Source organism: Maribacter sp. TH_r10 (assembly GCF_033101095.1).
Taxonomy (GTDB): Bacteria; Bacteroidota; Bacteroidia; order Flavobacteriales; family Flavobacteriaceae; genus Maribacter_A; species Maribacter_A luteus.
On the sequence record NZ_JAWMPY010000032.1, the window covers coordinates 1 to 635 of the forward strand.

Consider the following 635-nt stretch of genomic DNA (forward strand, 5'->3'; position numbering starts at 1 on the left):
TTGTGTAGCATTTAAAAATTTGGAATGAGCCTTAAAAATTTCGAACAAATAAAGAAGATTATTCTCAATTTTGAGGACGGAAAAATGGACCATAAATCAGCTCTAGAAAAATTAGGTCCTTTATCGGAAAAAGAAATCACCGAATATGATTTAATAAATTATTGGAGGAGTGAGGGACTGGATGAATTTGCCCGAACTTTAGCCATGCCTGAATTGGGAGATTGGTCTAAAATAGATGACAAAAGAGCATTGAAATTGATAGTTGAAATGATTGAAAAAGTAAATGATACTGCCTTAATGCTTAGAAATGCAACGGCGTTGGAAAGAAGGTATAAAAAATCGTCAGGAAGTGTAATGGAATTAGTTTTTAACCAAGGAATCGAATCCGAGCACGAAATCCTAAGTATGTTGAAAAAGGACACGACAATTCGCCTGTAAAAAACGCTACACAACACAACCTATAAACAATACGGGCTTAGGGCTTTGCCGAATGGTTTGCGTATTTTTATGAAGTCTGCAAAATCTTTTGGATTTTGCTCTGGACAGGAAAAAATAAATCAAAACAAGAAGATTTCGCTATATGCATGGCGGAAAGCAAACGAAAGTTTACTCCCGTACTGTTCATAGCTCAACCG

1 protein-coding gene is annotated in these 635 nt (G+C 35.7%); it reads left to right on the forward strand.

Annotated features, from left to right (window positions below):
* The first annotated feature begins 24 nt into the window (after window positions 1–24).
* A complete protein-coding gene (locus R3X28_RS19195) occupies window positions 25–438 on the forward strand; it encodes a hypothetical protein (protein ID WP_317666501.1) in 414 nt (137 codons plus the stop codon).
* Window positions 439–635 lie beyond the last annotated feature (197 nt).